The sequence below is a fragment of the Patescibacteria group bacterium genome (genome assembly GCA_041649475.1).
Classification (GTDB): domain Bacteria; phylum Patescibacteriota; class Patescibacteriia; order Magasanikbacterales; family GWA2-37-8; genus JBAZNA01.
In genome coordinates this window covers 147,874-170,100 of record JBAZNA010000001.1, presented here as the reverse complement: position 1 = coordinate 170,100, position 22,227 = coordinate 147,874, and the positions used below count along the sequence as shown (strand labels likewise).

The 22,227-nt window shown below is 62.9% G+C and carries 18 protein-coding genes; 3 read left to right on the top strand and 15 right to left on the bottom strand.

Going from position 1 to position 22,227, the window contains the following annotated elements:
* Positions 1-488 precede the first annotated feature (488 nt).
* Genes WC526_00885 through WC526_00865 form a run of 5 tightly spaced genes read right to left on the bottom strand, consistent with a single transcriptional unit; the run spans position 489 to position 8,078 of the window.
* Positions 489-1,709, bottom strand: a complete 1,221-nt coding sequence (locus tag WC526_00885; GenBank protein MFA5061685.1) for a hypothetical protein — start codon at positions 1,707-1,709, stop codon at positions 489-491.
* Positions 1,710-1,718: 9 nt separating this feature from the next.
* Entirely contained in the window at positions 1,719-2,057 is a 339-nt protein-coding gene (locus tag WC526_00880; GenBank protein ID MFA5061684.1) for a M48 family metallopeptidase, read from the bottom strand.
* A gap of 5 nt (positions 2,058-2,062) precedes the next feature.
* Positions 2,063-4,975: an HsdR family type I site-specific deoxyribonuclease gene (locus WC526_00875; GenBank protein MFA5061683.1), complete on the bottom strand. Its 2,913-nt coding sequence runs from the start codon at positions 4,973-4,975 to the stop codon at positions 2,063-2,065.
* A 2-nt stretch (positions 4,976-4,977) separates the two neighbouring features.
* Positions 4,978-6,270: a restriction endonuclease subunit S gene (locus WC526_00870; protein ID MFA5061682.1), complete on the bottom strand. Its 1,293-nt coding sequence runs from the start codon at positions 6,268-6,270 to the stop codon at positions 4,978-4,980.
* Positions 6,267-8,078, bottom strand: a complete 1,812-nt coding sequence (locus WC526_00865; protein ID MFA5061681.1) for an N-6 DNA methylase — start codon at positions 8,076-8,078, stop codon at positions 6,267-6,269. Before WC526_00865 ends, WC526_00870 begins: the two co-directional genes overlap by 4 nt.
* Before the next feature lie 108 nt (positions 8,079-8,186).
* On the opposite strand from WC526_00865, the gene WC526_00860 reads away from it, so the two are divergent.
* Entirely contained in the window at positions 8,187-10,475 is a 2,289-nt protein-coding gene (locus WC526_00860; GenBank protein MFA5061680.1) for an AAA family ATPase, read from the top strand.
* Between the two features lie 164 nt (positions 10,476-10,639).
* A complete protein-coding gene (locus tag WC526_00855; GenBank protein ID MFA5061679.1) occupies positions 10,640-10,906 on the top strand; it encodes a hypothetical protein in 267 nt (88 codons plus the stop codon).
* Positions 10,907-10,918: 12 nt separating this feature from the next.
* Here WC526_00855 and WC526_00850 read toward each other — a convergent pair whose 3' ends face one another.
* From WC526_00850 to WC526_00810, 9 genes are all read right to left on the bottom strand, one after another.
* Positions 10,919-11,482: a hypothetical protein gene (locus tag WC526_00850; GenBank protein ID MFA5061678.1), complete on the bottom strand. Its 564-nt coding sequence runs from the start codon at positions 11,480-11,482 to the stop codon at positions 10,919-10,921.
* A 389-nt stretch (positions 11,483-11,871) separates the two neighbouring features.
* Positions 11,872-12,915, bottom strand: a complete 1,044-nt coding sequence (locus WC526_00845) for a tyrosine-type recombinase/integrase (GenBank protein MFA5061677.1) — start codon at positions 12,913-12,915, stop codon at positions 11,872-11,874.
* 373 nt (positions 12,916-13,288) lie between these two features.
* The gene (locus WC526_00840; protein ID MFA5061676.1) at positions 13,289-14,161 is read right to left on the bottom strand and encodes a replication-relaxation family protein; all 873 of its coding nucleotides are present in this window, start codon (positions 14,159-14,161) and stop codon (positions 13,289-13,291) included.
* A complete protein-coding gene (locus WC526_00835; protein ID MFA5061675.1) occupies positions 14,158-14,541 on the bottom strand; it encodes a hypothetical protein in 384 nt (127 codons plus the stop codon). The genes WC526_00840 and WC526_00835 overlap by 4 nt, the downstream gene beginning before the upstream one ends.
* Entirely contained in the window at positions 14,541-16,091 is a 1,551-nt protein-coding gene (locus WC526_00830; protein ID MFA5061674.1) for a hypothetical protein, read from the bottom strand. Before WC526_00830 ends, WC526_00835 begins: the two co-directional genes overlap by 1 nt.
* Entirely contained in the window at positions 16,081-16,392 is a 312-nt protein-coding gene (locus tag WC526_00825) for a hypothetical protein (protein ID MFA5061673.1), read from the bottom strand. Before WC526_00825 ends, WC526_00830 begins: the two co-directional genes overlap by 11 nt.
* A gap of 3 nt (positions 16,393-16,395) precedes the next feature.
* Positions 16,396-16,899: a hypothetical protein gene (locus tag WC526_00820; GenBank protein MFA5061672.1), complete on the bottom strand. Its 504-nt coding sequence runs from the start codon at positions 16,897-16,899 to the stop codon at positions 16,396-16,398.
* Complete coding sequence (locus WC526_00815) at positions 16,886-17,998, bottom strand: hypothetical protein (protein MFA5061671.1); 1,113 nt, start codon at positions 17,996-17,998, stop codon at positions 16,886-16,888. The genes WC526_00820 and WC526_00815 overlap by 14 nt, the downstream gene beginning before the upstream one ends.
* On the bottom strand, positions 17,998-18,882 hold the full coding sequence (locus WC526_00810) for a hypothetical protein (protein ID MFA5061670.1): 885 nt from the start codon (positions 18,880-18,882) through the stop codon (positions 17,998-18,000). Before WC526_00810 ends, WC526_00815 begins: the two co-directional genes overlap by 1 nt.
* A gap of 346 nt (positions 18,883-19,228) precedes the next feature.
* Between WC526_00810 and WC526_00805 the strand changes: the two genes are divergently transcribed.
* Positions 19,229-20,689, top strand: a complete 1,461-nt coding sequence (locus tag WC526_00805; protein ID MFA5061669.1) for a hypothetical protein — start codon at positions 19,229-19,231, stop codon at positions 20,687-20,689.
* 898 nt (positions 20,690-21,587) lie between these two features.
* Here WC526_00805 and WC526_00800 read toward each other — a convergent pair.
* The gene (locus tag WC526_00800) at positions 21,588-22,124 is read right to left on the bottom strand and encodes a hypothetical protein (GenBank protein ID MFA5061668.1); all 537 of its coding nucleotides are present in this window, start codon (positions 22,122-22,124) and stop codon (positions 21,588-21,590) included.
* Positions 22,125-22,227 lie beyond the last annotated feature (103 nt).

The window sequence follows — 22,227 nt, the reverse complement described above, 5'->3', positions numbered from 1 at the left end:
GTGCGAATCCCTGGGCCGCCAGGATGAAGGCTGGGCGCTATCGGGGAACGGCGGCTCCCGACGCAAGTCCCCATTGGGAAAGGCGCAGGCTGACGTAACAACCTGCCGCCCAGCGGAAAGAGCACTGCCCAACTGCTGCCCAAGCTCCGCCGCACTTGGTCGCAACTGCGTGTAACTGCTGGACAGGAAAGACAGGGGCGCGAGACTCGAATTTGGAGCTAAGGCGCGGCCACTACACGTGTTTTTGTCGATTGGTCGGCAGGTTCGAGTCCCGTCCACCCTGGGGGCCCGGAGGGCGACACTTTGCGGTGGCGCTCGCCGGTATCCTCGGAACATCGCGCTCGAGCAAACGAAAGATCACCCTGTGCCGGGGTGATCTTGGTGTTGCGCTCCGACGAGTGCTTGTGTTGTGCGTGTCTCACGATGCGGGCATGTCGGGACTGCCTTAGAACCCTGCTACTCTCGTTGCCCATCGCAATCGCTCAGCCTCAAGCAGGCACATCGAACACCAGCACGGTCAAGCTTACCTCGCGATTTACGTCTCCCGGCTGATGCAAGACCGCTCGGAAGCGCGTCTCTGCGGCGCTCTTCTCGAGCCGTTTGAAATTCGCGTGGCTTCTGAGTGCGTCGGGGATCTTCGCCAGCACTGCCGACGTGTCCTTGTTGCGGTTGAACAAGATGATCGCGATCTTGGTGTCTCTCCAGGACGCATACCCGAAAACCTGGTCAATAGTCTCAGCGAGCGTGACCGGTCCCGCCCAGAACTTACACTCGCCGATGAAGACATTCCTGTTATCGACTCGGACGAGGATGTCCGTCTTCCCGCCACCATTAAACGTCTCACCAGTCGCCGCGCCCTCATAGTGGCCGTTGAGCTGCACCAGGATGTGATTTCGCAGATCCTCCTCCTTCATGTTCTTGAAGGTCGCCGGACTGCGCTCGAACATAAGCACCATAGTCTCGATGATGCCCAGGATATGCTCGTAGTCTTCAATTAGCATCACGGGTTCAGGAGAGAACGCTCCCGAACTAGCCCGCGGTGGAGCAACCATCTTCCTTCTAATGGCAGGGGCAGCGTACGTGAGGGGAGCATCGGCTCGGACCCGCATGGGGTATCCGAGGGACGCGGCTACGTTTCTTCCCGCCAGCAGCCGCTGCTTGCGTGCCTCAATCTGCGCCTGAGATGTCGTCCTCACCCGCTTGTTGTAATCGCTGATGGTCGCCTCACCACGCGACAGGTAGGTTCGCACTTTCTTTAGTTCATTGTGGAACTGCTCACGGGCAGCCTCGCCGTCTGGCTTCTCGAGGATAGCCGCGAACCTCAGCTGGCCTTCACGAATCTCGGCGCGTGGCGGGTTCATATCGTAGCTCATCGTCCGCGATTCGAGGACCTCGGGATCACCGCTGAACGGCACGAAGAATTCGAAAAGGTAGGACGGCACATAGAAGGGACGGCTCGAATCGAAAATGAACCTGTTAGGGTCTTGGCTCACGTCCAATTGATGCTCATGCTGATCGCATTCGGTTTGTTCCTCGTGCAAAACCACGGGCTCCATCCCGTACTCATTACCACAGTACTCCACGAGATCCTCAGTCGAGGTGTTGAGGAGCCGATCAGGCGCGTAGTCTTCCAGTTCGCGCTTCATCTTCTGGAGCCTGTCCTCCATCACGTCGGACAGGTTTCGGGAACAGAAGAGGTACTCTTTCATAGGAAGGCCTCACGACTCCCGGCGGACAAGGCAGCGGTCCCCGACAACGTCGAGGTGCATTGCTTTGGCCGGCGAGAGATAAGAACGAAGGGCGGCCCGGTAGAGCTTCCCGTGATTGCGGTATCGCAGATGGAGTAGTTCGTGGACGATAACGTGGTCCTGGAAGGGACGTGACTCGTGGAGCAGGTCGTGCGCGAACGTACACCATCCGCGCTTCGAGCATGATGCCCACTTGCGCCTCATGGCCTGGACACGGACCTGCTTTGGCTCAACTCGAATGCGAACGGCCCAGGCACGAACCCTGGCCTTGAACTCAATCTTCACTTCGGTTGTCACGGGAGTGCGCATACGTGTCAGCTTCTGAGTGCGAGAATGCGGTCGCCAATATCCACCATCTGACGGCCGGAGACGACCTTTAGGAGAGACTTGTACAACTCGGCTTTGAGCTGGCGCAGTTCATCGGCGCTCTGGCGGAAGTTGGGGAAGCGGGCGAGGACGACGGCGATCTCACGGGCCAGTTGCTCGGCCTGCTCGAGCTTCTCCTTCTCCAACACCCAGTAGATGCCGAAGGTGGCATCGTCCATTCCGAGTCGTTCACGCTCCGCTTTCGCCTTGTCCTGTTCGGCGACGAGCTTCTGGATCTCGTCGAGGGCGTTCTGGGTCGCGATCTGGCGGTCCTCGAAGGCGGTGCGTATGGCGTCGACGCGTTCGATGATGGTGCGCAGCGCGGGCTGCGTCACGACGTCAATCTCGGCCTTGGTGCGCACGTCCCGGAGCAGGTTGAGCACGCGGCCGGTGTCCGACTTGGGATTGGCCCGGAGGGCCTCGAGCGTCTTTTCGTCGTACTCGACCGTCTTGGTGGTGCCGGTTAGGCCCTCCACTTTGGCGGCCGAGCGCAGCAGTAGTTCCGTCTTGTGGGCGAGCTCCGATGTCATCATGCCGCTGCGGGTCCCGTATTCTGCGCGGAGCGTTGCGTACAGCTCGGACAGGCGGCGATAGGTAGAGATGTAGGGGCGCAGAGCAGCGTCGGGAGAGAGGATCTCGTAGAGGGTCTCCACCTCCCGATAGAACTCCGCGAAGGCCTGGCGCTTCTCCTTGTCGAAGTAGACCTTGTACAGGAGCCGGTCGAGCTCCTCGTCAGCCGGTCCCGGGCCGGGGTCGAGGAAGCGGGCCGCGGGCTTGCGCATCAGCTCCTTGAAGTGCTCGAGAAGGACGTCGAGGTCCTCGATGGCCGCCTCCACGTCCTTGGAGTCGAAGCTGAAGGCCTTGTTGAGCGCCTTGAGGATGCCGATGAAGTCGATGATGAGGCCGCACGGCTTCTTGACGCCAGCGTCGTCCTCGTAGGGCCGGTTGACGCGGGCGACAGCCTGGAGGAGGACATGGTCGCGCATCGGCTTGTCGAGATACATGCAGTAGAGGATGGGGGCGTCGTAGCCGGTGAGCAGCTTGTCGGTGACGATGAGGATCCGGGGCAGCTCGGCCGGCTTCGTGAACGCCTTGCGGGCATCCTTTTCGCGCACCTCGTCGACCTGGTGCTTGGCGACGAGCGGCCGGTCGATTACGTCGTTGGTGTTCTTTGTGTAGATGGTTTCCGACCACTCGGCCGGCAGGTACTGGTCGAGCGCTTCCTTGTACTTGGCGCAGGCCTCGCGGTCGACGGCGACCAGGAAGGCCTTGTAGCCGAGCGGCGCGACGTTTTCCTTGAAGTGCTGCGCCACGAACTTGGCGACCTTCTCGATGCGCTCGTCGGCCTTCAGGAAGGTCTTGAGGCGGACCGCCCGGTCCAGGATGCGGTTGAGTTCGTCAATGTCGCTGATGCCCTCGGTCTCCGCGAGCTGGAAGAACTCCTTCTCGAGCATCTCGTCAGGGACGCGGATGTGATTCGGCGCGAGGGTATGGCGCAGCTTGAGGGTGGTGCCGTCTTCAATGGACTCGGTGATCGAGTACTTGTCGAGGTAGCCCTTCGGGTCGTCGGTGCCGAAGGTCTTGAAGGTACCTTGCCCCTGGGCCGTCTTGTCAATCGGAGTGCCCGTGAAGCCGATGAGGGTGGCCGCCGGCAGTGCGCCCATCAGGTAGTTGCCAAGATCGCCGCCGGTGGACCGGTGCGCCTCGTCGATGAGGACGAAGAAGTTGTCGCGGGTGCAGGAGTCAGCGCGCACGCCCTCGAACTTGTGGATCATGGAGATGATGAGGCCGCGGAAGTCCTGATCCAGGAGCGACTGAAGACGCGCCTTGGTGTTCGCGTACTCGATCTTGATGTCGCTCCCGCGCATCTCGCCGACCATCCGGTCGACCCAGCCAGCGAGCTGGCCCTCCAGCTCGTTGCGATCAACGACGAGGAGAACGGTGGCGCCGGGGAAGCGGGCTTTGTCCTCGAGAATGAGGCGAGCGGCGGTGATGAGGGTGAAGGTCTTGCCTGAGCCCTGGGTATGCCAAACCAGGCCCCGGCGCTTCGCCGGGTCGGCACAACGATTCACCACCTTCACGGCCGCGCGCGTTTGGTGCTGGCGGAGCACGGTCTTCTGCAGCTCGTCGTCCTTGACGTAGAAGAGGACCCACTCCTTCAGCATGGTGAGGAAGGCGTGCGGCTCGAAGAAGCTCTGCACGGCCTCCTTGAAGGTCTCAGAGCGCTTCTCCTTCCACAGGAAGATGTTCTTCCGGCTGTAGTTCCAGGTGACGCCGTAGAAGTAGTCGACCAGGTGGGTGACGTTGAAGACCTGGGGCGCGGTGAGCAGCTCGGGCGTCTCCAGCTCGTAGCGCCGCAGCTGCTTCACGGCCCGCTCCATCGCGTCGGTGAGCTTGGGGTTCTTGTTCTCGATGATCGCGACGGGGATACCGTTAACCAGGAACACCACGTCGGCGCGGTTGCCCTTCCGGGTACCGGGCGTGAAGGCCCACTCGTAGGTCACCTCAAGCGTGTTGCGCGACAGGTCGTTGTAGTCGATGAGAGTGACGTTGAGCCGCCGCTTCTCGGCGGGGACATAGACGGAACGGGCGCCGCGAAGCCACTCCAGCACCTCGCGATTGCCCTGGAGCGTCGAGGGGATTGCCTCGAGCTGCTGGATGATGCCGGCGACGTTGTCGTCGGTGACCACGCCCGGATTGAGACGGAGAAGGGCGGACTCGAGTTCGGCATAGTGAAACAAGCCGGCCTCGCCGCGGCGCTTGGTGACCGACTCTTCAGGCGTGACCACGGTCCATCCCACGCCACTTGCGTGGTTGACGAGTGGAAGCTGTACGCTGGTTAGCTCAGTGATGGGTTTCATAGTTAGGCTGCCGTCATTAGCGAAGTGTCGATGTTGAGGTGGTCCACGCGAAGGTCGGCGGTCATGAGCTTCTCGAGAAGCGTGGCAAATAGCTCCGAGAGGGTCGCTCGCCGGCGTTCATAGGAGGTTGCGGCAGCATCGATCGTCTCGAGCACGCCGACGATGTCGTTCTGCTCGGCCTCCGACGGGATCGGGACTAGCACGGCATCGATGGACTTCGTGTTGATATTGAACTTGCCGTCTGCAGCCGGTGAGGATCGTCCGGCGAGCTGGGATGCGCCTGTGCGTGTTGCCGTGAAGTACTGGAGGTATTGGGGGTTGAGAACACCGCGCTTAGGTCGGGCCCGAATGAGGTAGGAGGCGAATAGCGCCTGTTCCGGAACGCCGTCGTAGACTGCGCAGGTGCCCACCCGTTCGCGCACTCCGTTCGTCCGAATGAACAGAATGTCGCCTGGTTCGAGCAACAGAGAGGCGACCGTATCGCTGTCGAGGCGACATCTCTTCAGGTCACGGTAATCAACTCGACCGTCAACCACGTTCGGGATGCGCAGGACAGGATTCCCTTCTAGCGCATAGTCGCACTTCACGGAGGTCCCGTACTGCAAGAACTCGCGAAGCTCGGCGAAGGGCTGAATATCCCAGCTGGCTGGCACAAGACCGATCTCGGTGTCACGCAGTGACTCACCGCGCAGTCCCTGACTGAAGAGGCGCAGCAGCGCGGCCTGTTTCACTTCGCGGATAAGTGTGATCGCCTTCTCCTCGGCCTCGATCGCGCGTCTAATGGTGAGCATCGTGGCGCAGATGCGGTCCTGCTCAAGTGACGTAGGGAGACGGATAGTCTGCTCATAGACCTTGCTGTTGTTTATTGACGGCAGGGGTCCGGGGTTGGACATCGTCGAGAGATCAACCGTTAGAAAATACAAGTAAAGGAATCCTGGACGACAGCGCTCGGGGTCCTTTGACCATACGGCCATGACGTTGTTGTCTACGAAGGAATCCTGTGTGAGCTGGCGCTTCTTATTCGTATGCACGGCAGCGCCTACTTTGGGAAATATGACAGAGCCAGATGGCTTCTCTGCCCCGAGGATACGGGACGTGTCGGAGAGGCTTACGTAGTTGTTTGCCCGACGCATGAACCAACCGTTTCCTGGCAGGTTCATGTCGGACACTTTGAAGAAGGGAATGTCACCGGCAGTGCGCCCCTGCAACGCGGGAGAGAATGCTGATCCACCCTGGCAGGTGGCGATCTCTCCGAGTGGTACTTCTGTCCATCCCTTGGGAGCAGCGTTGGTCATAGTAGCTGCTCCAGAACCCGCCGCAGTTCCTTGTCGATTCGCGTTCGCTCGGCATCGATGGCGTCTAGGTCGGCCACAATCTCTGGCAAGGGTCGATTTGTGCCACGTGTGCCGTTGAATTGCACAAAACGCGACGGCGATAGGTTGTAGTCGTCTGCCAGCGCTTCCTCGTTGGTAATGACTGCCACGAAGCCCTCAACGGGCTTCCCTGCCACGAACGCAGCCCCGATCTTCTGAACGGCCTCGTCGGTGAGGTAGTTCTTCGGTGTGCCCTTGGTGAACTCGTTGCTAGCGTTGACAAGGACGATCTTTCCACGTCGCTCTTTGGGCTTCCGTTTGGAAAGGATAAGGATCACCCCGGCGGCCATGGTGTTGTAGAAGAGGTTGTCAGGGAGGAGGATCACACCGTCAATCAGGTCGTGCTCGACGAACCACTTGCGGATGTTGCGTTCCTTGTCCTCGTTCTTGCTGCCGCTGCCGCGTGTGACTGCGCCGGTATCGAGGACCACAGCGGCGCGTCCGTTGTCCTTCAATGACGTAACCGTGTGCTGGAGCCAGGCCCAGTCGGCCTTGCTGGTGGTGATGCCTCCGTGCTCAACGAAGCGGCCAAACTGATCGTTCTCGTACACCTCGGGGTCGAACGGCTGGTTCCACATTGGATTTGAGACCACGACGTCGAACTTCTTGAGGTGACCGTCAGCATCCCTGAACTTCGGGTTGCGCATCGAGTCGCCACGGAGGACCTGGCCCTCCATGTCGTGGATGATGCGGTTCATGCAGGCGATGGCGAAGCTGGAGCCGGTGAGCTCCTGGCCGTAGAGCTGTAGTGGCACCTTGCTGAGGGGGTTCAGACGACGGCAAACGAGCTGGAGCTTAATGAGCAAGCCGAATGAGCCGCAGGCATAGTCGTAGCACTCCTCGCCCGGGCGGGGCCGCATGATCTCCGCCATGAGAAAACCAACCTCACGCGGCGTGAAGAATTCGCCCGCGCTCTGGCCTTGGCCCTCGGCGAACTTCCGGAGGAGGTACTCGTAGCAGCGGCCGAGGAAGTCGGGCTCGACGTTGTGGAGGCCGAGGCGGTAGCGGGGATCGGAGAACGTCTCAACGACGCCCTTAAGAGCGGCGTCGCTGATCTCGCGCTCTCCGTTGCGCGTCTCGTTGTAGTCGACGATGTCGATGACGCCGGCGAGTTCGGGGTTGTGCTTCACGACGGCGCGGATGGTGGTGGTGAGTTGCTCGCCGAGTGATTTCGGCCGGAGGGTGGCAGGCCAGTCGAAGGGCTCGCGTCCGCTGACGACGGCCCAGCGCGCCTCGGGCGGGAGGTAGAAGCGGACGAGCTCGTGATCGGCTTCCAGCACGGTGAGGGCCGTGTCGCGGTCGCCGTAGGTCTGTGTCAGGCGCTCGACCTCGTCGTCGAAGACATCGGATAGCCGCTTGATGAAAAGAAGCGGCAGAAGGTAATCCTTGAACTTGGGGGCGTCTTTCTCGCCTCGGATCGAGCAGGCGGCGTCCCACAGCATCTGCTCCATGCTTTTGTTGCTGAGCACGGAGCTGCGATGAACGCCGCGACGGCGACGCTGGCCTGTTGTCGCGGTCGTAGCGGCTTCGTCGTGGTCTAGGCCGGTCTCCTCCCAGAGACGGTCGAAGGTCGCGAGCTGGGCTTTCTGCGGTTGCGACTTGCCCGACTCCCAGCGGCTGATGGTTGCGAAGGAGACGTCCAGCCGCGTCCCGAGCTGCTCCTGGCTGAGGTTCAGGCGCTTGCGCAGGAGCTGGACGCGATCGCCGAATGATGAGGTTGTGGTTGACATATGATTGTAGTTTATGTTATAGCAAAGATAACGTCAAGGGCCTGGCAAGAAATCCCAGAGCTAAGCAAAGAACCCAGGCCCGCAGGCTAACATATTGAGAATACTAATATGATAGAGAAAATCATCAAGGTGGAGAACGTCGGTCGGTTCGTCAAACTGGCAGCCAAGGCAGACGTTCAGTTCAAGCGGCTGACCCTCATCTACGGCGACAACGGGCACGGGAAGACCACTCTCGCCGGCATCCTGCGCTCCCTGCAGACCGGGGACCCGGCCTACGTCCAGGAGCGCGCTACGCTCGGCGTGAACGGCTCGCCGGCGGTCGAGATCCGGCTGGCGGCGGGCAACGCCAGCTTCCAGGGCGGCCAGTGGTCGCAGACCATGCCCGACCTGGAGATATTCGACTCGACCTTCATCAACGAGAACGTCTACACCGGCGACCGCGTCGAGTCCGAGCACCGCAAGCACCTCTACGAGGTCGTGGTGGGCGCGGCTGCGGTCGCGCTCGCGCACCAGGTGGACGAGATCGACACCAAGAGCCGGACCGCGGCGCACGACATAACCGAGCTGGAGACGAAGCTGCGGGGAATCATCCAGGCGCCGTTCAGCGTCGACGAGTTCCTCACGCTCGTCCCCGAGAACGGGCTCGAGGAGAAGATCAGCGAGCGGACCACTCGCCTGAGCGCAGTCCGCAAGTCGAGGGAGATCGTCGCTCGGCGCGAGCTGGACCCGCTCACGGTGCCTGAGGTTCCGGCCAAGTCCATCGACATCCTCCAGGTCGCGGTCGAGCGCAAGACGGAGGGCGGCGACAAGCTGGTCCGTCAGCACATCCAGGACGACCTCGACGGTCGCGGCGAGCAGTGGTTGCGGCAAGGCCTCGAGTACTTGAAGGAGGACCACGCCTGTCCGTTCTGCACCCAGTCCACCGAGAAGGTCGAGCTGGTCGCCCTCCTGCGCGACTACTTCTCGACCAAGTACCGCGACCACGTCGTCCTCATCGAGCGAGCCATCAACGCCCTGGACCAGACGCTCGGCGACGACGCGCTCCACGGCGTCCAGAAGCGAGTGCTGGCCAACGACGGCCTGATCCGCGGCTGGGCAGATTTGGCCGACCTGAGCTACGCCACCTGTTCCACTGACGCGCTTGAGCATGCCTGGCGGCACGTCCGCGAGGTCCTGCGCGACGCCCTCAAGCGCCGGCTGGCCAATCCGTCGGAGCCCCCGTCCAAGGATGAGCACCTGGAGGCCGCCCTCCACGACTTCGAGGAGGCGGCGGCCGCCGTGCGCAAGGTCAACGAGCAGATCGCGCGCGCGAACGAGCAGATCGCCGACATCAAGAAGCAGGCCGCGGCCACCGGCGAGGACGTGCTGGAGCGGGAGCTGCGCCGGTTCCGCAACATGCAGATCCGGCAGCAGCCCGAGGCCACTGACCTGTGCGCCAAGCTGACCGCCGGGCGCCAGCAGAAGAAGAACTACGAGGACGAGAAGAAGAAGACGCGTAGCCAGCTGGAGACCATCGCCGGCTCGATCCTCCAGAAGTACGAGCAGGCGATCAACCGCCTGCTGCAGAAGTTCGGCGCCAACTTTACCCTCACCGGTACCAAGCCGAGCTTCCAGGGCGGCCGGGCCAGCTCCACCTACCAAATTTCCATCAACAACACCCCCGTCAACCTAGGGGACGAGAAGACACCCCGCGGCACGCCGTGCTTCCGGACGGCCCTAAGCTCTGGCGACAAGAGCACCCTGGCGCTGGCATTCTTTTTGGCGCGGCTCGAGCAGGACCCGTTGCTGGCGCAGAAGGTCATCGTCCTCGATGACCCGCTCTCGAGCCTCGACGTGTTCCGTACAGCCTGCACCCAGCAGGAGATTTGCCGCCTGGGCAGTCAGGCCAAGCAGGTGGTGGTCCTGTCGCATGACGCGGACTTCCTGAAGCACATCTACGACACCAACATCGACAAGGCCACGATCAAGTCCCTGCAGGTCACACGCGACGGCGCGACCTACGCCATCAAGGAGTGGGACATCCTCAAGGCGTGCCTGGAGGCGGCCTACCGCGACTTCTTCCTCCTGCGCCGCTACCTGGACGAGGGACTCTCTACTGGTGGGGACCTTCTGACCATTGCCCGGGCGATCCGGCCGTACCTGGAGGGCCAGCTGCGGGGCCGGTTCCCGGACGCGTTTCCGGCGACGGACTACCTGGGCGACTTCATCGGCAGAATCCGCAACGCGGGCGCCGGCACTCTCCTCGTGGGTCTGCAACCGCGTGTGCAGGAGCTCACGGACATCAACGACTACTCGAAGCAGTTCCACCACAACGGGCCAGGAGCGCCGCCGGTGGTGAACCCGATTGAGCTCGAAACCTTCGTCAAGCGGACCTTGATCTACGGGCAGCTCGGGTAGGAGAGGCCTTCTGTTTTGCTTCAGGCAACCTGATGTGAAAAGCCAATGAACGGGCCCCGGGGTGATACCCCTCGGGCCTGTTTTCGTGTCTGCGCTAGTAGTAGTTGCTCCTGTACGCGTTCATCGCCGCAGCTGGGAGTCGGGTTCGAAGAGAGAGGTCCGAGATGTTCCTCGTCTATCGCGCTATCAACTACGATCAGGGCGAGGTTTGCTTCGGCGTATCCAAGGACCCTGTCGCGCGGCGCGACGGCGCCCATTGCGTGGGCATCACCAAGGCGGTCCGGCACTGGGACTGCGCGAACGACCGCATGCGATGGGACATCATGAGCCAGCACCGCACCCAGGCGATGGCTTCGGCCATCGCCCATGGCCTCGAGCGGGAATACGTCCACCCCCAGGGCTTTTACGTGATTCAGACTGCGGGTGTGTGAGGAACCGACCAGTCAGTCGTTGAGGTCCAAGTCTGGGAGCTCGGCGATGACCTGCCGGTACTCCCAGCCGCAGCGCTTCGTTTCTCTGCGCAGATCCCGGTTCTGTTCAACCGAGTGCTTCTTGAAGACGGTCGCGATGGTCTCGTGCTCCTCCGCGACAATCTTGTCGTCGTAGTAGGCGACCAGATCGGGCCGCCGTCTACCAACTTTCGGGGGCGGGCAGGCAGCCGGCACATGGTCCATGCAGACGAGCAAGGCGCCCTGCCGTTCGTGTACGCGCCCCGACCGAAGGATGCTGTTCCGCTCCTCCTTCGAGATTCCAACGCGCGACTTCTTGCCGAAGATGCTGTGGAGGATGGCGGCGGCCCCTCCCACGGCGAGTGCCCCAAGGATGACGTTCTCCAGGGTCGACGTCCCGGGTGCGCCCACGATGTCACCGACCGAAGACCGGCGGCCCCCGGTGTCCTCGACCACCGTATCCGCGCGCAGCACGCCCTTGCTCAGCGCATCGCGGAGGCCCTCGGTCGTGAAGGGGCCGAGCTTCATGTTCAAGCCGCTCAGGTTCAAGTACCACATGCCGGCCAAGCTACAGATCATCCGTTCAGGTTTCAAGTCCCACCGCAGGTGAAGACCATGCTCCCGACGGAGATCGCGTCTCCGCGTGACAGTCCGCGGTGTTGCACGACGACAACCCGATCACCACAACTGCTGAACCCCATGCTAGGATTGGTCACCGAACGAATCCTTGTCAGCTATAAGCCACGAGAATGACTGAACTCCCGTCGCGGCTGACAACGAAACCACCTGACAACTACTCGTAGCCCCCTGCTTTCCCGACGAATGGCATTCAGGAGGCCGACGGTTCGATCCCGTTCAGCTCCACCGGAACAGAAGGGGTTTCGCAGAGATGCGAAACCCCTTCTTGTTGTCCGGGCCCGCTGACAACGAAACGAGACGTTTCGTTGTCAAGCTCGGCCCCCATTCAGGACCTGCAGCATGCGCTTCTGCTGCGCGTTCGCCACGACCGACGGGTCCGTGTAGCTCTCGATCGTGGTCTTCTCGGACTCATGCCCCATCGCGTCGGCGACGGCGCGGCTCGTGAAGCCGAAGGCGTGCGCGATGCTCGAGTGAGTGCCGCGCATGCCGTGAGCGCAGACGACGGGCACTCCCGCCAAGGCGCAGATCCGCTGCACCCAATGACGCGGCCAGTCGCGCGAGGCACAGCCGAACAGCTTGGCATCGGCGGTCTTGCCCGACGTGAGCTGCAAGAGGAACGGCCGCAACTCCGGCGGGACTTCCTGCGTACGCTTGCCCTTCTCGGTCTTGCTGTCCGGCACCCAGAGCACCCGGCCGTTGTCGTCGACATCGCGCGCGACTCGGGTCACCACTTCGCTGCAGCGCAGGTTGAGGTACAGCGTGAGCAGGGCCGCGATCGCGCCCTCCTCGCCCTGCCCCGCCAACTCGAGCGCCTTGGCGACCCACTTGCGCGTCTCGTCGATGCGCAGCTGCAGCTTGCCGTGCTTGCGCTTGCCCTTGCCCTTGACGGCCTCGAGGGGGTTCGCCTTGAGCCAGCGCTTGTCCTCCGTGCACCAGCGGGTGAACGACTTGGCCTCGGCGAGCATGTTGCGATGGCTGTCGACTGACAGCTTGCGGGACTCGGGCTCGGGCTGGCCTCGCTGCTCTAGCGCGCGCATCGCAGCCGACCGACCGCACTTGAGCTTGGCACAGATGTCGCGCCACGAGAGCTTCTGTTCACGCAGCGACGCCACCTCGTCTCCGTCGACCTGTTGCCGCTTCGGCTGCATCGTTGGTCGCTGGCAGAGCTCGTCGTAGTACGTCTGAGCGCGGCTGGAGTTGAACGCGGCGAGCGGCATCTCGAGGTCCGGGAAGAAGAGTCGGAGTCTGCGGGTCGTCTCCGTGATCGACTTCGGCTTGTTCCCCTTCTCCCGCATGTGCCGCTCGTACTCCTTCAAGGCGTCGTCGATGGTGCGGTCCTGCTGCTGACCCATCGCTCTTCTCAGCGACTGGACTACCTGCCGAGCTTCCTTTTCCGTCTCGTAGTAGTGGAGCTCAGGATCCTCCTCGCCTCTGCCCTTGAAAACGTCGACTCGCCATCGTCGTCCTCCGTCGTAGCGGTACGGACCTCGGACGCGTGGTCCTTCCTTGGGTCGCGCCATGATTGTTCACCCTCCTCTCTTCGGCGCGACGGGAGTTCAGTCGCTGCGAGCATAGCACACGCGCTGAGCTCCTCACGCAGAACCTCACGGATGATGTCGATGATGAGCGGAAGATCGACGAGCTGGGGTTCCCGGGCGCGCGGCGAGTAGGCCGACCGTCGGTGTTCGTGTCCGCCCGTCCTATCGAACCCGCCCATCGGCCCGCCTACCGACTGCGACCCTCGGTGTTTGAACACCGCGAGGTGCAACTAGAATCAGAGTCGAGGAAGGAGGTCGTAATAGGGCCTTGAACGGCCCTACTCCCCCCGCGCGCCGGCAGCTCCCGAACCGGTCGGGCGATGACGTGCGCGCGCGACAGCACCCGCACGAACTGCTCGAGTCCCTGTTGGTTCAACAATGCGTCGATGTTCGCCCGCCGCTGCTCCCCGCCGGAGGTCACCAACCACAGAGCGTCGAGACTCGTCTGCGCGGCAGCCTGAGCGTAGCGCCGAAGCTTGCCGACGAGGACCGAGGAGACCGACTGCGTGGCGCAGTCCGCTTCGATGGCGATGTGGATCGCGTCTCCGGAGGGATTGATGGTGTACTGGGCGACAGCGTCGGGCTGGATGTGGAAGCGAGCAAGATCGAGCTCGCGGACGAGGTCGCCGCCTGCGTTGGCCCAGCGAGCCAGGGGCGCATGCCGAAGCTCGCCGAGAGCGACCGCAAAGAGCCGAATGTCGGTGCACAGCAAGTGGTGCTCGATGCCGGCGAGCCTAATGGCACCAGCCAGTCTGAGCCGGTCTGCGACGTGAGGCGCAGCCTGGCTGGCGACGTCAAGCCCGGCCTTCGTGAGCGAGACGAGGTTCGGGTGGCGCGAGGAGGAGATCGTGATGACGATGTAGCCGGCGTCGAAGAGTTGTCGAAGGCGTCGGCGACAGCGGTCGAGGCTCGAGAACAGCTCGCGACTGATCTGGTTCGGAGTGGCGAACCGGACGTTGCCGAGGAGGATGAGAATAGCGGTGTCGCGCTCGGTGATCTCGAGGCCGTGCTTACCCTTGCACCGGACCGTCCTCGACCGCTTGGCCGCACGCACGCTCATGGGCGACCAAGCCTATAAGGATTGCGGACGCTTAGACCACAGGTGGGGCAGTTGATGTACGAAGTCTGAGGGCTGACGCACTCGGGGTTCTTGCACACGAGGATGTCGAACCCAGACGCCTCAAACGTCCAGCCGCAGGCCTCGCACTTGGCCACCTGTTTCTCGCGAGCCGGCAGGACCAGATGACCGCGCGGACAGTGCAGTTCCCCGGCAGGCATCAAGCGCTTCGCCTTGAAGAAGTCGTCGGCGATGGTGACGAGCCACCGCACCGCATGGAACAACCAGAAGGCGGACTCGAGCAGAAGGAGTGCGAGCCGGGCGGTGATCCTGATGGTCCACCAGAGCAGCTTGAGCGGCATGACGAGGACGGTCTTCAACATCAGCCCCACCTCGAGCGCGGCTTCGGCTTAGGCCCCGTCGACTCGTCGCTGGTTGCAGCGGAGCCGGAGCGCGGTCGCGACTTGCTCGGCGAGGACTTGTCCTGCCTCTTCTGCTGAGCCCGACGCTCGGCCAGGGCGTCGGCGAGACTGACGCGAGGACTGAAATCCGGCGGCATGGCCAGCCGGTTCCTGGCCGCCCCGATCGCCGCGGCGTGGCGCTGGGCCGCCGTCTTCCAGGCGTTCATGTCCACCTGGATGTTGGTGAACCTCTCCCTTCGACCCGGGCCGAAGCGATAGAACTCACCGTCGGCGAGATTCGAAATCGACGAACTGACGCGTGCCCTGACCGACGACGCGCTTTCGTCAACGCCGGCGCCGGGCGCAACATCGCGGGCAAGGAGGTCGGCATCTTTGGCGCAACATCGGCCCACGATGCGCGTGGTGTTGCCGACGAGAATCGAGAGCAAGGCCGGGTCCTGGATCTGGCTCGTGCCCTGACAGATGAGAACGATGGACAGGTTGCGCGAACGGCCCGTGGTGACCAAGGTGTTGACCGCCTCGGCCACGATCGTCGAGTTAAGTACCATGGGCGCCTCGTCAACGACGATTCTCAGGTGGTGGTGTCCTCGGGACGGGCATGGCCTGGCTTGGATGAGGTGGGAGAGAAGGAGCCGGGTGAGCAGACTGGCCCAGTAGATTTGCAGGGCGCTCAGGCCGGCGGTCGGGCGGCTGCAGTCGATGAGCACGATGCGACCCGGTGCAGTCAGGTCCGCAAACTGGACTGAGGTGTCTGCAGCCATCATGCGCTCGATCGCGGTCGACGCCGTGAAGGCCAGGCGGAGACGCGCAGCGCACGACGCCGCGAGCTCGTCACTCAAGAAGGCGGTCTCGAGGAACTGCTTGGCCCGGCCCGCGCCCGCGGCAAACTCAGCCAACTGCTTCAACCCTTTGCCCCGAGGAGCGACGAGCGCGTCGACGGCCCAGGTGGGATTCGCCTTGGCGTGATCGGCAGCGAGAACGGCCGCGAGGACGTTCTGCGTGACGTCGATCTGGCGGCTGCCGGCGCCGAGGCTCTTTTGGCTGCCCTGTTCCGTGCTGAGCGATGCGCACAGGAGCGCAAGCTCAAGCGCGCGGAGTTCGAGCGGGACGCCGGTGCGGTCCAGCCTGGTGAGGTTGAACGGGAACGGGCTGACGGCAAAGGGGTCGATCACAACGCAGTCGGCGAGCCGGTCTGGGGCGCAGGCGGCCAGCGCATGGAGAAAGGTCAGCAGATCCCCCTTAGGATCGACGAGCACCAAGCCGAGTTCCTCTCTGGGCGTTCGGGCGACTTCAGTGGCGAGGGCTGCAGAGAGGAGCACCGTCTTGTGGCACCCGGTGGCCCCGACGACAAGGTGGTGGTGCCCTCGGTCCTGCGAGGGCTTGCCGAGGGTCACGGGTCGCTTGTTCTCGGTGTAGCCGATGACGACCTCATCTTCCGCCGGAGCGACTGGCTCACTCGTGGCCCCGCCCCGACGGAAGATGAGACGAAGGTTGGAAAAATCAAGCGTCATCGCTGTCCAGCCGGGTCTTGGCCGAGGTCTTCTTCTCGCCGAGCCACTTGTTCACCGCCCGCCGACGGTTGGTGAACTGCACGAAGGCGACGATGAAGCCGAGGACAAGCAGCGGAACGACAGCCCACGCGAGCCAATCGAGGCGGACCCAGTGAAGCCCGTCGACGACGGCCATGACGAGAGGGCCAGCGAGCGCGAGGAGGAGGATGACGACGCCCAGGCGCTTCGCAGCCGAGGTGAAGCCAAGCATCATCAAGATGCCGCCGACAACGATGCCGATGAGCAGGATGCAGCCGAGCATGATCTAGCTCCGCACCTGCGACTGGCCGCTGGCCCGGCGTCCGTTTTTCGGCGGCTGCGCGTCCTGGTCCGGCTGAACCCCAGCGGTCCGGCCGTCGAGTTTCTCGACGGAGTCGGCGGTCTCCTCGGCCCGGCGCAGCAGTTCGGGGAGATCGAAGTGGATGAGACGCTCGTGCTGCGCCTTCGCCGTCTTGACGCGGGCCTCGGCGAGGGAAAGCCGATCGCCCGCGCTGGCATCCACGGGCTGGGCGGAGTCGAGGCCGATGTTTGCTCTGAACCGGCGCCACCACGAGGTGCGCGGGCGTGACGGCCGCCAGGGCATCGCAGCGGCATCCTCGGCCGCGTTGATCTTGAACCGGGACTCGTCGATGAGTGCCTCGGCGACCAGACGGGCGAGCACGCGCTTGAGCCGCGCCACGAAGATGCGCCGCCGCGCGTTGAGCACTTCAGCCGAATCGAGACGAGCCAAAGGTGAAAAGATCGGATCCTCAACATCAAGCGTTGACATGGTTTCCTTCCTTCTGCGTCAGCTCGGCGAGCTCTTGGGTCAGGTGGTCGCGAATAGCGGTGTCGTCGAGCTCGTCGACGAGGCCGCCCACTGCATGCTCGGAAATCTCGGCGTGGGCGACGAGAAACTCCCTCCGGGCCACGGCCGCCTGCAGGGCCTTGATGCGCGGCAGGCGGACATCGGCCTGCTCGCGGGCCGCGACGATGTCGTACTGCTTGACGAACGCCTCGTCGCCCGCCCGCGCCTCGTGGACCTTGTCCTCGTATTCGAGCTTCGAAGCCGCCTCCTCGGCCTCGGCCAGCTTCCTCTTCTCGTTCCTGTCGGTATGCACCTTGAGGATCGAGCCCAGCGCGAAGGCGTAGATGGCGGAGCCGAAGACAGTGACGAACTCGAAGGCGGTGTAGTAGATGGCCGTGGTAGTGAAGCCGCGCTCGGAGCGGATGCCGGCGAAGGCGACCGAGAACAGAAGGTCGACGAGGATGCACAGCACCTTCAGGAACCAATGCAACCGGCCGCCGGTCGAGATCGCGGATCCGATCGGAAGCGCGACAGCGATGATGGCGAACGCCTGCGACATGTTGATCGCCATCCGCCACGACTCGGCCGATGGATCGAGAGCACCCGAGTCCAGAGCCGGTCGAACGACAACTCCTTCCATCGGAAGCGAGAGCACGTAGGTCGCAGCGCGGACGGCGAAGGCGCCAAAGACAAGGCCGCCGGCCACGATGAGCAGGTGCCAAAGCCAGGGCAGTCCCTTGAGGCACTGGGAGGTGGCGCTCCGGGCCCGGTAGTAGGCGTCTCTGGCCGCCTCGGCGGCGTCGGTGAGACGAACGCGGAGATGATCAAGCACGCTCAGGTTGGCGCGCTGAAGCTGGTCGGTGATGCGGCTTTCCTCGAGCGAAAGCGGGGCGCCAGCTTCGACCTGCGCGACGGCGTAGGCCTCGACCTCCCTGGCGAGCTGAGGTGAGGGTGTGCAGGACGCCACACGGCCGACTACGTCGTGAACGTCCTGTGCCGTGGCCGACGGCACAATCACGGAGTAGCTCTCGGAAGTGTCGGCACCGAGAACCAGTGGGACCGGAGCAGACGTGTCGGTCATCACTGCACCGAGGTGCGGGCGCAGGCAGCGTCGAAGGCCGGCAGCCGGTTGCTGAACACCTCGGTCCAGACGGCGCGCAGGCGCGAGCCGGAGACGGAATCGGTGTCCGAGTAGTTGGCGACCCCGCAGATGCTGAGGGTGATGTCGTTGTCGATCTCAATCACCGGCAGCGTGCCGGTGGAGAAGCGCGGGTGGCGCCGGTAGAGGCGCGCTGTGATCGACGCCTGGCCGTTCTCGCGCATGTCCGAGGCGACGGAGACGTGCTTGCGGGTGCACCGATCGCCGGAGCGCTCCACCTCCGAGCAGTGCGCGCGCAGGCTCTCCACCCCGCGGGCGATGGCCGTGAAAATCGGCGAGCTGTGGGTCCGCGAAATGTGCGCCGAGCACTGGGCGTGGATGTCCTTGAGGTAGCGCTGGCGCTGGACCTCGATGCTGTCGCCGGGAGTGAAGGGGTCGTGACGCGGCCGGAAGCGGATCCATGGGACGATGATGCTCGGCTCGTTGTTGAATGCTCCGCCGGTGCCCAGAACCATGACATCGAGCGCGCGTATGCCCGGCAGGCTCATCGTGGAGATGACACGGGCGAGCACCTCCTCACAGCGCCAGTCGGCCGAGGTGGATGTGCTCTGGTCGACAACATGCACGAGCACCCCCACCTCGCGCCGCTTCCTCGTTGAAATCGGGGAGGTGGTGGATGCTGGCGAGGACGGAGACGCCAATGACCCGACGGTGTCGGACGAGGCCGGCGACAACGGGGCGTCAGGCATGCAGCCGGCGGCGAACAGACAAGCCAGCAACAGGCCAACGGTCGACAGCATGACCAAGAAGCAGGGAGAGTTATCCACAGCGGGGTGATTGACGAAGGAGCCCACATTGTGGTACATGTGGGATAAGGTTGCCGGAATGTGGCCACTCGGGTTGCGCGGGTACTTGACGCCCAGCCCGAGGGGCCGCGTCTTCGGTCGGTGCTGCATGTGCATCCTCCTGCCTGTAAGGGGGTTGCGTGTGCCGTTCCTTAGCGGCGGTGCTCTAACACCGTTGCGCCGAGTCGCGGCTCCTCACATTTTCACTCGTTGATATCCGTTCGCGTTTCTCCTTGTTCGTCGCACCCTCGCGCAGAGGGTGCTTTTTCGTATGCGTTCATTTTCCGCGAGCCCGCGCGCGCGAAGGTAAGTACACGGTCAGTGCGTGGTAAGCTTCTGGTAAGCGGATACCGAGGAGAACGAATCGATGTCTCGCGGTTCCCGAGGTTCTGGCAGTCGACGCAGCGTGAAGATCAGGAGCAGTTCAACGACACTCCATCACGGCAGCGGTCGCAGACGAGAGGCAACTCTCAACGGGGTGCATGCTGCGGGAGCTACCGAACACCAGCATCGGTTTGCAAAACGCGTCATTGCCCTGGCCAAGGAGAATCGCGAGACAACAATAGCCGAGGGCGTACGTCAGATGGTCATCTGGGCCGCGGTAGCCAACAAGAAGGCAGGCCGACGCGCGGTTTTCGAGCTTCTCTCAAAGTACATCGAGGGCAATTTCACTGAGGAGGAAGTCAAAGCGTTTCGCATTGCGAGTTCTGCTCGCAAGTGGGAAGCGTTTGAAGGGGGTAATGCGATCAAGCAGGCTGGGTCCAAGTACCACAGGCTCCTCTTCACTCCCGGAGAACAACGGGAGTTCCGACATCTTCTCCACGAACGACCACAGCGGTTGGCGGTGAGAAAAATCGGCGGCCCCCTAAGGCGCGGCTTGCCTAACCCGCGCCAGCAGAGAACAGGGCGGGCGGCTTCTGCGGTTGCTGATCAGGTGACTACTGGCGAGCTGCCGTTGTTTGAACCCGAGCAGGAGCACCTCATCTGCCTCAACCGCTGGTCTCCGGCAAGGCAGCTCACGCGTGATCGGCAGGAAGTAGTGGTCGTCCACCCGCCCTCAACACAGGACTGGGTGGATCCCAAACGACTGGCCAACGCAACCAAGGACGTCACCGATCCCGGAGGTCCGTCCTCCCATCTCGTTGACTACGAAATCGATCATCGCGAAAGTGTGCGGGGCCAAGTCTTTCGAATGTACATTGCTCCGAGCGTCTATGGCGACTTCCTGGCCGCCAACGCCTGCATGACAAGTGACGAAAGAAGCCATGTGGAGCAGCGTCTCCGAACGAGCGCCCCGCGCGACGTGGTAAGGCGCGCCCCGCGGTCCGTGATTGCCATGAATGTAGTGGTATTGGCGAGTAGCGGTCGGTTGCTCGCCATCAAACGCTCACGTTCAGTCAGAACGTCACAGAACATGTGGACCATTGGCCCGAATGAAACTATGGTCTCGCCGCTTGCGGTTTCTGGTTATCAGGAGGATTTAGTTCATCTGGCAGAACGCTGCTTGAACGAGGAAGTTGGACTCATGCCAAGTGAGCACGGCCCCATACAGGTATCCTGGTTCGGGTACAATCTCAATGGCCCTCTGGTACACGTCGTGGCGCACGTTCGCGCCCGACTCCCTGAGAGCCAGATAGTGGAACGCGTCGAGGCTTGCCAAGCGGTGTTCGAGCACGGCCGCTTGGACTGGATTAGCACTGACAGGCGCTCAGTTTTCAACTTACTCGCCAACTGGCGTCAGGACGATAGCGGCCGTCAATGGATGAACCTCGCTGCACTGGCGCTTCAGGAATACTGGCGCATGAGGACCTGCATTTCTCAGGAATAGTGATCGTCCTTGTCGTAGAAGCGGCGTCCCCTAGTGACACAGCGGTCCGCTCCTGCGAGAGAAACATCGGTCGCCTGCCAACCTGTGGGGGCGGCTGGCAGGCGACCAGGCTTCATGGAGCCTGATTCGACCCTACGCGCGGCGATGAGGACCGAGCAAGCGGGATCGCGATCGCGCCGACAAGGAGCGGCTCCGCCAGCTACAAGAACACAGCCCTGGGGGGCAAGCGAGAAGGCGCCGCGGTCGGTTCTCGGGCGCGTCGGGGCAAGAAGCGTGTCTCCCTGCCTGCCTCCTATTCATGGACCGGATGCGCAAGCGCTGCACCGTCAGGGCACGATCCGGTGTGCTCCTGCCAAGTCAGGATGTTGCCGCTGAACCTCTTCCTCGTCCCTGTCAGCGGGTCGGAGTACTCCAGCATGCCCAGCTCGCTCGGCGGCACCACGCTCACGACGAAAAGGACGACTTGTTTGCCATTGAGATCGAATTCAGTGACCCAAGCCATCTTGACCTCGCGCCCTTGAGTTTCGCCGCAATGTCGATCTGCAAGCCTGCCCACCTGTCGGAGGGACGGCATCGACGATGATCCGCGTTGGCCCCGAGTCCCTGGCCACGAACATCTTCATCGGAAGGAGGGCCTCTCTGCTTGAGGGAGAATCTGCCTCCGAGGAAGTGGCCGCCGACCAGCCTGGGGGGCAGCTGGCCGGCGACCAGGCTCCGTGGAGCCTGATTCGATCCTACGCACCGTCATGCGGCCACGGCAAGCGAGATCGCGTTCGGGGCGACTAGGAGCACTCGGCCAGCTACGAGAATTGCAGCCTTGATGGGAGAGCAGGGAGGGATGGTGTGGCCTGTCGGGCCCCCTGGCCCGCCTGTAGGAATCCCGGCGAGCCTCGCGGCGCTACGGCTTCTGGATCCTATCTACGAGGATGTGCACAGTGTGCTTGCCCGGAACGTTGGCCTCCTCAGCCCTCCCCCAGACCTCGATGATGTCGCCGCGCTTCGAGGAATAGACGAAGTCGCTGGCGCTCTTGGGCACAGAGAGGACGAACGGCGGAAACTCAGAATCACTCGGGCCGAGGGGCGTGGCGGTCGTCTGGTAGTCGGCATCGCGGTGGTTCACGAAGACACGGCCATCGGTCTCAATCCCGCCGAGCTTGTAGTTGTTGACGATTGTCCACTCGCCAATGAACATGGCCTTGAAGCGAATGTACTTCCCCTTGTACTCGTCGACGAACGCCTCGCTGCCGAGCTTCTTGTAGGGTGCCATTTGGTAAGCGTCGAGAGAGGCCGGCTTGGCCGAACTTGCGGCAGGCGTCGACGAGCCCTTCGATCCGTCGCTCATCAGCCCGCACCCTATGCCTGCCACTGCGAGGACTACGGATAGGATAGTGACGCTACACACCCTCATGACTGTTTCCCCTTTCGCGACCTGCATTGCCGTTGGTTGTGACGAATCCGGATAGAGCTATAAGCCTTGCGTTGTCATTCCCTCCTGGTCTTATGGGCACGCAATTCACTGTGGAGTTATCCACACCCAC

Excerpts from the sequence above, each read along its gene's own strand:
- WC526_00885 (MFA5061685.1), bottom strand. The coding sequence starts at position 1,709 with ATGAAAGAGTACCTCTTCTGTTCCCGAAACCTGTCCGACGTGATGGAG.
- WC526_00880 (MFA5061684.1), bottom strand. The coding sequence starts at position 2,057 with ATGCGCACTCCCGTGACAACCGAAGTGAAGATTGAGTTCAAGGCCAGG.
- WC526_00875 (MFA5061683.1), bottom strand. The coding sequence starts at position 4,975 with ATGAAACCCATCACTGAGCTAACCAGCGTACAGCTTCCACTCGTCAAC.
- WC526_00870 (MFA5061682.1), bottom strand. The coding sequence starts at position 6,270 with ATGACCAACGCTGCTCCCAAGGGATGGACAGAAGTACCACTCGGAGAG.
- WC526_00865 (MFA5061681.1), bottom strand. The coding sequence starts at position 8,078 with ATGTCAACCACAACCTCATCATTCGGCGATCGCGTCCAGCTCCTGCGC.
- WC526_00860 (MFA5061680.1), top strand. The coding sequence starts at position 8,187 with ATGATAGAGAAAATCATCAAGGTGGAGAACGTCGGTCGGTTCGTCAAA.
- WC526_00855 (MFA5061679.1), top strand. The coding sequence starts at position 10,640 with ATGTTCCTCGTCTATCGCGCTATCAACTACGATCAGGGCGAGGTTTGC.
- WC526_00850 (MFA5061678.1), bottom strand. The coding sequence starts at position 11,482 with ATGTGGTACTTGAACCTGAGCGGCTTGAACATGAAGCTCGGCCCCTTC.
- WC526_00845 (MFA5061677.1), bottom strand. The coding sequence starts at position 12,915 with ATGGGTCAGCAGCAGGACCGCACCATCGACGACGCCTTGAAGGAGTAC.
- WC526_00840 (MFA5061676.1), bottom strand. The coding sequence starts at position 14,161 with ATGAGCGTGCGTGCGGCCAAGCGGTCGAGGACGGTCCGGTGCAAGGGT.
- WC526_00835 (MFA5061675.1), bottom strand. The coding sequence starts at position 14,541 with ATGTTGAAGACCGTCCTCGTCATGCCGCTCAAGCTGCTCTGGTGGACC.
- WC526_00830 (MFA5061674.1), bottom strand. The coding sequence starts at position 16,091 with ATGACGCTTGATTTTTCCAACCTTCGTCTCATCTTCCGTCGGGGCGGG.
- WC526_00825 (MFA5061673.1), bottom strand. The coding sequence starts at position 16,392 with ATGCTCGGCTGCATCCTGCTCATCGGCATCGTTGTCGGCGGCATCTTG.
- WC526_00820 (MFA5061672.1), bottom strand. The coding sequence starts at position 16,899 with ATGTCAACGCTTGATGTTGAGGATCCGATCTTTTCACCTTTGGCTCGT.
- WC526_00815 (MFA5061671.1), bottom strand. The coding sequence starts at position 17,998 with ATGACCGACACGTCTGCTCCGGTCCCACTGGTTCTCGGTGCCGACACT.
- WC526_00810 (MFA5061670.1), bottom strand. The coding sequence starts at position 18,882 with ATGTACCACAATGTGGGCTCCTTCGTCAATCACCCCGCTGTGGATAAC.
- WC526_00805 (MFA5061669.1), top strand. The coding sequence starts at position 19,229 with ATGTCTCGCGGTTCCCGAGGTTCTGGCAGTCGACGCAGCGTGAAGATC.
- WC526_00800 (MFA5061668.1), bottom strand. The coding sequence starts at position 22,124 with ATGCAGGTCGCGAAAGGGGAAACAGTCATGAGGGTGTGTAGCGTCACT.